Origin of the sequence: Sphaerochaeta sp. UBA5836 (assembly GCF_002432845.1) — a bacterium.
GTDB lineage: Bacteria > Spirochaetota > Spirochaetia > Sphaerochaetales > Sphaerochaetaceae > Sphaerochaeta.
Window position 1 is genome coordinate 31,228 of record NZ_DJGW01000096.1, and the last position, 6,666, is coordinate 37,893.

The following is a 6,666-nucleotide window of genomic DNA, read 5'->3' on the forward strand; positions in this document are numbered from 1 at the left end:
GGTCTCTTTCTCCTCGACCATATCGGTGGGGACCAGGCTCTTGTCCTTGCGTTGGAACGCATAGCTGGTGATCATGCCCTGGTTGACCAATCGCTTGAAGGGCTCGGAGGTGGAAACCAGGCCGAGGTCGAAGAGAACCTTGTGCCAGAAACGGGCGTACAGCAGGTGGAGCACTGCGTGCTCGGCGCCTCCGACATAGAGGTCGACGGGCATCCAGTATGCTTCCTTCTCGGCTGAAACAAACTGCTTGTCATTCTTTGGGTCGAGATAGCGCAGGTAGTACCAGCAGGAACCCGCCCACTGGGGCATGGTATTGGTCTCCCGTTTTGCTTTTCCCCCGCAAACCGGGCAGGAGCAATTGACCCACTCCTCAATTTTTGCCAACGGACTTTCACCGGTACCGCTGGGCTCATAGCTGGTCACCTCGGGAAGCAGCAGCGGCAACTGGTCCTCGGGAACGGCAACCGTGCCGCAGGTGGGACAGTGCACCAGGGGGATGGGCTCGCCCCAGTAGCGCTGTCGGCTGAATATCCAGTCGCGAAGCTTGTAATTGACCGCTTTCGAACCAAGCTTGTGCTCCTCAAGCCAATCGAGCATTGTCTTGATGGCATCTTCCTTGTTCAGACCGTCGAGGAAGTCGCTGTTCACATGCACTCCATCCTCGGTCCAAGCCTGCTTCTGTACGTCGACTTCGCTCTTGAGTACCTCGACGATGGGCAGGCCGAACTTCTTGGCGAACTCCCAGTCGCGGGTATCGTGGGCGGGAACCGCCATAATTGCGCCGGTACCGTAACTGATCAAGACATAGTCGGCAACCCAAATGGGAATGCGCTTGCCGTTTACCGGGTTGATCGCATAGCTGCCGCTGAAGACACCGGTCTTTTCTTTGGCAAGATCGGTTCTCTCAAGATCGCTCTTGCGTGCGCTTGACTCAAGATATGCCTCAACGGCCTCTTTCTGCTCAGCCTTGGTCAGTTGGGCAACCAACGGGTGCTCAGGAGCGACGACCATGTACGTTGCCCCGAAGAGCGTATCGGCACGGGTGGTGTACACTTCCAGCTGGGCGTCCATCCCATCGACCTTGAAGGAGACGGAGGCACCTTCACTGCGGCCGATCCAGTTGCGCTGCATGAGCTTCACCGACTCCGGCCAGTCCACGCTGTCCAGGTCGGCAAGCAGCTTGTCTGCGTATTCGGTGATCTTCAGCACCCACTGGCGGATGTTCTTGCGAACCACCGTGGTTCCGCACCGTTCGCACTTCCCTTCCTTCACTTCCTCGTTGGCCAAGCCGGTTTTGCATGCCTCGCACCAGTTGATCGGGGTGTGTGACTCATAGGCAAGCCCCTTGTTGAAGAGCTGGATGAATATCCACTGGGTCCAGCGGTAATAATCGCTTCTGTGGGTGGAAATCTCACGATTCCAGTCGTAGCTGAAGCCCAGGCTCTTGATCTGTTTGCGGAAGTTCTCGATATTTTTTTCGGTGGTCGTCCGTGGATGGGTGCCGGTCTTGATGGCATAGTTCTCCGCCGGCAGGCCGAAAGAATCGAAGCCCATCGGATGGAGGACGTTGTATCCGTTCATCCTGAGGAATCTGCAGTAGATATCGGTGGCGGTATATCCTTCAGGATGGCCGACATGCAGTCCAGCCCCGGAAGGATACGGGAACATATCCAGGACATACATCCGCTTGTCCTTGGGGATGCTTGGATCCTCGGTGACGGCAAAACTCTGATGCTCGTCCCAGTACCGTTGCCATTTCGTCTCTATTTCATGGAAGGGATATTTGCTCATGGGAGCCATCATACCTTCGCATCACGCTTCAGTCAACGCTACAGAAGGGTTCCATCATCGATGGTCGGAGAAAATTCCACTGCCTCCATCCTGTTTCCCTTCATGGAAATGATGCGAAAGGTTCCTAAAGGAGACTGGACGACTTCCCCCTCCTGGGGGATGTCTCCGGTCAACTCCAATACATAGGCGGCAACCGTGGAAGTCCTCTGCTTCTGACAGTCGGCCGAAAGATCCAGTTCATCGACAAACTGCTGGAACGGTGTGTCCGCCATGACCAGGAAGGTTCCAGGCATCTGCTCACGCTCGACGATTCGGTCGGGGAACCTTCGCTCGTGCTCGTCATAGAGCTCGCCGAACAGTTGCTCAGCCACATCTTCCATCGTGACCACTCCGCTGAAACCGCCGTATTCATCCAGCACGATGGCTTGTTGCAACTTGTCCTTCTTGAACAGGAAGAAGACATCGTCAAGGTGCATCTGCTCCGGCACAAAGATAGGCTTCCTGAGAATGGTGGAGATGCTCTTGTCCATCCGCTTCTCCAGTTGGGCCCGCAGGATGTCACGGACCAGCACAATCCCTATGATATTCTCGGCGCTGCCGTGGAAGACTGGAACACGACTGAAGCCCGACTTCACGATGGAAGGGAAGGCGTCACGGATTGTCAGCTCGTCACTGATGCAAAACACATTGGTACGGTGGGTCATGATGGTGCGGACCTGGGTTTCACTGAAGTGGATGGCCCTCTGCATCAAATCGGATTCGTATTGGTCCACCAACCCTTCATTCTCGGCGGCATCCACCATGTGCATCACCCCCTCGGTCGTGATGGCCGGCTCGGTATGGGAGGCGAACAGGCGGGTGATCAAGGAGGAGAATTGTCTGAGCAGCCACACGACGGGGAACAGAACGATGGAGAAGAATCGAATCGGATAGGCCATGAAGACGGCTATCTTCATATTGTGCGTCAGTGCAAGCTGTTTGGGGGTTATCTCACCGAAGATCAGGATCACCAGCGTAAGGATGCCGGTGGCATAGCCTACCGCCTGGCTTGAGAAATATTCAATGGCGAAGGTGGTCACCAAGGCGGAGACGGAGATGTTCACCACATTGTTGCCGACAAGTACTGTTGTAAGCAGGGCATCGCGGTTCTGGCTGAGCTTGTAGGCAAGCCTGCTTGAGCGCTTCTTGCGGTTCTCCAAGGTCTTGAGCTGCACGAATGAGAGGGAGGTATAGGCTGTTTCCGTTGCTGAGAAGACAGCAGAGAACAACAGCAGAATAACGATGGCGGTCAGTTGTACTTGCATGTACACCTCCCGGCCACAAACGAAAAAAACGAGTGTTCGCCTGAACACCCTTTACTAGGTAACGGGTCATCCATAATGCAATCAGTATACCAAGAGAAATGCGTAGCAGGCAAGGGTAAGAACATAACTGAAGAGGCGGTAATTCCAACCTTCCCGTTTGATACGTGAGGAGTTGAATCCACAGAATGGATAGAAGAAAAAAAACGTATCAAGCGTCAACAGGAACAACGTATAGGGATTGGGAAGCAGGATGAAGAGCAGGGCGAGCGAGGTATTTGAGATCAGGCTCATGCGCGCTAGGTCTTTTGCATGGGTTTTCAATGACCAGTTGCTTCCTTGTATATAGAGGTTTCCGGGTACAGGGAACGGCAGACCCACGAGAAGCGGCAACAGAAGGGCTGTGAAATACGCAGTATCCCACTGTCTGTAGACGAGCCGGATTTTCTGTATGTGTGCAAACACAAGGGAAGGCAGGGTGCGTACGAGCAAACTCACTAGGGGGAGTGCGAAGAGGAGCGATCCGGTCTCGTGGGAGAACTGCATCCAGGAGAAGTTGAGAAGAGAGACCAGGTTCCAGCCAAAGAGGACCGGGATGAACAGCAGGGTGTTTGCAACAACTCCCAACAGAAAGGCTTTGAGGTTTTCCGGATAGGATTGCGTACGGGTATCGTCGAGGCTCAAATGCCAAAAAAAGTATCCCATATCGAAGAATCGGGAGGCATGCTTCCAAACCCGGAAAAGCCCGAAGCGAAAGCGCCTTACCTGGCCAAGCAGCGAGAGACGGGAAAAACCCTTGTTTTCAAGTTGCTTGAAGGATGCTGGATTGTCCCCCTCCACGCACCCCGCAACATCGGTGCAGCCCAAGCTCCTAAGGAAGACCAGAGCTTCGGACAGGAGCTTGCCTGCAAGACCCTTGCCCCGGTGTTCCTTATCGGTGTAAAGCCATCCCAGATATCCCATTTTCACCTGCTTGTTTACCTGGTAGACATCGAGATTCAAACCGGCAACGATCCTGTCTTCATGGATGACGACCAGCGTGGTGTCGGGATGAAGAAAGAAGATCGAGGCAAGACTTTTGTCAAAGCATCGCTGCATGAGCTCTCTTGTCTCGGCTTCCTGCTCATTTTTCATGACTGAAATGGAGTATGTGCTCATTGTTTCTGCTCTTCAAGGATGAGAACCATTTCACTTTGCGTGGTGAATTTGGTGAAACCTGCAGCTTGCAGGGCGTTGATGACTACCGTGTCCGCCTCATCGACATTGAGAATGCGCACTGTTTGCGTAGTACACGCTCTGGCACAGGAAATGATAGCCTCTTTCATAAAGTTTTCATCTCTATACTGAGGCTCTATGTTGATTTGGGCTATCGAACCACGGGTATGGTGGTACCAGGCGACTCCTTTTCTTGTTCCCTTTTCGACGATGTCGGAACACGTATACAACCCCTCCGCAACCGACTGGTCATTGTTCTGGTAGCTGCTTTCATAGCATGATGGGACGCGGTATCCATCCTCGTGGGGCTCCAGCAAAAGATCGGACTGCCCAACAAGTTCGTCTTGCTTGGCTGAAAAGCACAACAAGTTGCGCCTGATGGCAAATCCATGGCTTTGATAGAGGTTCTTTGCCTTGGTATTGGTATCGAGGACTTCCAGGACGAAGGTGGTGCAGCCTCTTGCAGCAAGATGGGCGGCTGCAGCATCGATGAGTGTGTGTGAGAGACCCCTTCCCCGATAGGAAGGGATGATGCCGGTTCCTGCGTCGTAGGCGACGCTGCCTCGACGGCCGATCAGCAAAAAGCCTACCAGCCGTCGTTTTTCGAACAAGCCAACCGAGTCATCCTTGCTGTAGGAGAGACTTTCCAAATGGGAGGCGAACGCCTCAGCTGTCATGGAAATCGGTATATCGTAATCGCTGAAAGCTTCATTGAAAACAGGAAGGAGATCCTCCATGTCCGTATGTTTGAGCGTGTTTGTCACCACCATTTTTTTCTCCTGAAATAGATGGCCATGCCGCAGACAACCAAAATACAGCAGACCAGGATTGCAAAGAAACCCCAATACGCATCTGTCAGCGGCATATAGGAGAAGTTCATGCCATATAAGCCGGTCAAGAATGTGAGCGGGATGAATATGGTTGAGATGATGGTCAACACCTTCATGATGGCGTTCATCTTTATATCGAGGCTTGAGAGGTAGACTTCCATGATACCCGACACCGTCTCACGCATCATATCACACTCCTCGGCAAGCCAGAGGGCGTGGTCGTAGACATCCCGTAGTAAAAACGTCGTATTTCGGTCCAGAAATGGATTTTCCGTCCGTATGAGGGTGGTAAGGATTTCCCTCAGCGGGTTTGTCATTCTTCTCAACGTAAGAATATCAGTCTTTTGCTGATGGATGACCGAAGCGGATGTTTCTTGGGGATTGGTAATGACCACCTCCTCCAGATTCTCGGTTTTCAATTCCAGCTCATCGGCCTCGACCAGATACTGGTCGACCACCCGGTCGATGAGTGCGTGCAGCAGGGCGCTGGAACCGGTACCCTGCAGTTTGGTTGCCGAGGACAGCTGACGGATTACCGCATCGAAGCTCTGGTGGTTGTACTCTGCAATCGAGAGCACCCACCCATCGCCTAAAAAGAGGGTGAGCTGCTGCTCTTGTGTCCCTTGATGAGCCAGGATTCTCAAGGTTACCGAAAGGTAGGAATCGTACTGATCCAGTTTCAAACGCTGGTCGGTGGAAAACACATCCTCAAGGCTGAGATTGGCAATCTGGAACTCTTTGGCAATCTGTACGATGGCCTGGATATCTTCCAGCCCGGTGATTTCCACCCACAGGACATGCTGTTTGTCAGCACGTGTGTATCCTTGCTCCACCCGATACGATCCTGCATGGTAGATGTGTGTGCGGATGGATGTCTGTTGGGGCTGGGTGTCTCCGACGTAGATGAGGCTTCCTGCTGCAAGCCCTTCTTTCTTCTTGTGCGCATAGGGCAGCGATACTTTCTTTTCGTGCATGCGTTCTCCTACAAATTCACAAAACCCAGCACCAACAACAGTTGGGCCAGAATGTAGACGGCCATCTCGGTGATGACGCTGAATCGGCGCCGATGCAAAGCCTCCATGCCAATCATACCGTCGGAGATGATGAAAGCCAAGGCTCCAAGCGATGCAAGAGGTGAACCACTGCCAAAGCACAAGGCTGTCATGATGAACAGGTTGAGACCGTACAGGGCATATCGCAGTTTGACGGGGGATGTTTTAAGAAGCAGCAGAAGATAGGTCATGGGGATGAGCATCAGCAGCGCCCCGATCATAAGGCGGTGCCATTGGAGCGGACGCAGCAACAGATGGGCGGAATAGAGCAGGTGGGCTAATGCGAAGCTGACCATACCCAGGATGAAGTAAGGTTTTCTGGAGCTGTCGGTGAGAAAGTAATCGCCCAACGTTGCAAACGACAATGAGATAAGCAAGAAAGGCTGTGCACCGTTTTTCAGTACGTACACCATGAGCGTCGGCATCAAAAGAACCTTGACCAATGAGCCGAGGCGATTCAAACCTTCCGCTCTCAGA

General features: G+C 53.1%; 6 protein-coding genes. All 6 read right to left on the bottom strand.

The window, feature by feature from the left end; translation table 11 throughout:
- Positions 1-1,791, bottom strand: a 1,791-nt coding sequence (gene leuS / locus B3F49_RS09025) for a leucine--tRNA ligase (protein WP_293910541.1), incomplete at its 3' end; no start/stop codon positions are given.
- Between the two features lie 38 nt (positions 1,792-1,829).
- Complete coding sequence (locus B3F49_RS09030; RefSeq protein WP_293910543.1) at positions 1,830-3,095, bottom strand: hemolysin family protein; 1,266 nt, start codon at positions 3,093-3,095, stop codon at positions 1,830-1,832.
- An 81-nt stretch (positions 3,096-3,176) separates the two neighbouring features.
- On the bottom strand, positions 3,177-4,226 hold the full coding sequence (locus B3F49_RS09035) for a GNAT family N-acetyltransferase (RefSeq protein WP_293910545.1): 1,050 nt from the start codon (positions 4,224-4,226) through the stop codon (positions 3,177-3,179).
- Between the two features lie 20 nt (positions 4,227-4,246).
- Positions 4,247-5,077, bottom strand: a complete 831-nt coding sequence (locus B3F49_RS09040; protein ID WP_293910547.1) for a GNAT family N-acetyltransferase — start codon at positions 5,075-5,077, stop codon at positions 4,247-4,249.
- Positions 5,068-6,111: a magnesium/cobalt transporter CorA gene (corA, locus tag B3F49_RS09045; RefSeq protein ID WP_293910549.1), complete on the bottom strand. Its 1,044-nt coding sequence runs from the start codon at positions 6,109-6,111 to the stop codon at positions 5,068-5,070. Before corA ends, B3F49_RS09040 begins: the two co-directional genes overlap by 10 nt.
- An 8-nt stretch (positions 6,112-6,119) precedes the next feature.
- The coding region (locus B3F49_RS09050) for a lysoplasmalogenase family protein (RefSeq protein ID WP_293910551.1) at positions 6,120-6,666 on the bottom strand (547 nt) is incomplete at its 5' end.

Bases quoted from the DNA above. Each gene is read 5' to 3' on its own strand.
- B3F49_RS09030 (WP_293910543.1), bottom strand. From the start codon at position 3,095: ATGCAAGTACAACTGACCGCCATCGTTATTCTGCTGTTGTTCTCTGCT.
- B3F49_RS09035 (WP_293910545.1), bottom strand. From the start codon at position 4,226: ATGAAAAATGAGCAGGAAGCCGAGACAAGAGAGCTCATGCAGCGATGC.
- B3F49_RS09040 (WP_293910547.1), bottom strand. From the start codon at position 5,077: ATGGTGGTGACAAACACGCTCAAACATACGGACATGGAGGATCTCCTT.
- corA (WP_293910549.1), bottom strand. From the start codon at position 6,111: ATGCACGAAAAGAAAGTATCGCTGCCCTATGCGCACAAGAAGAAAGAA.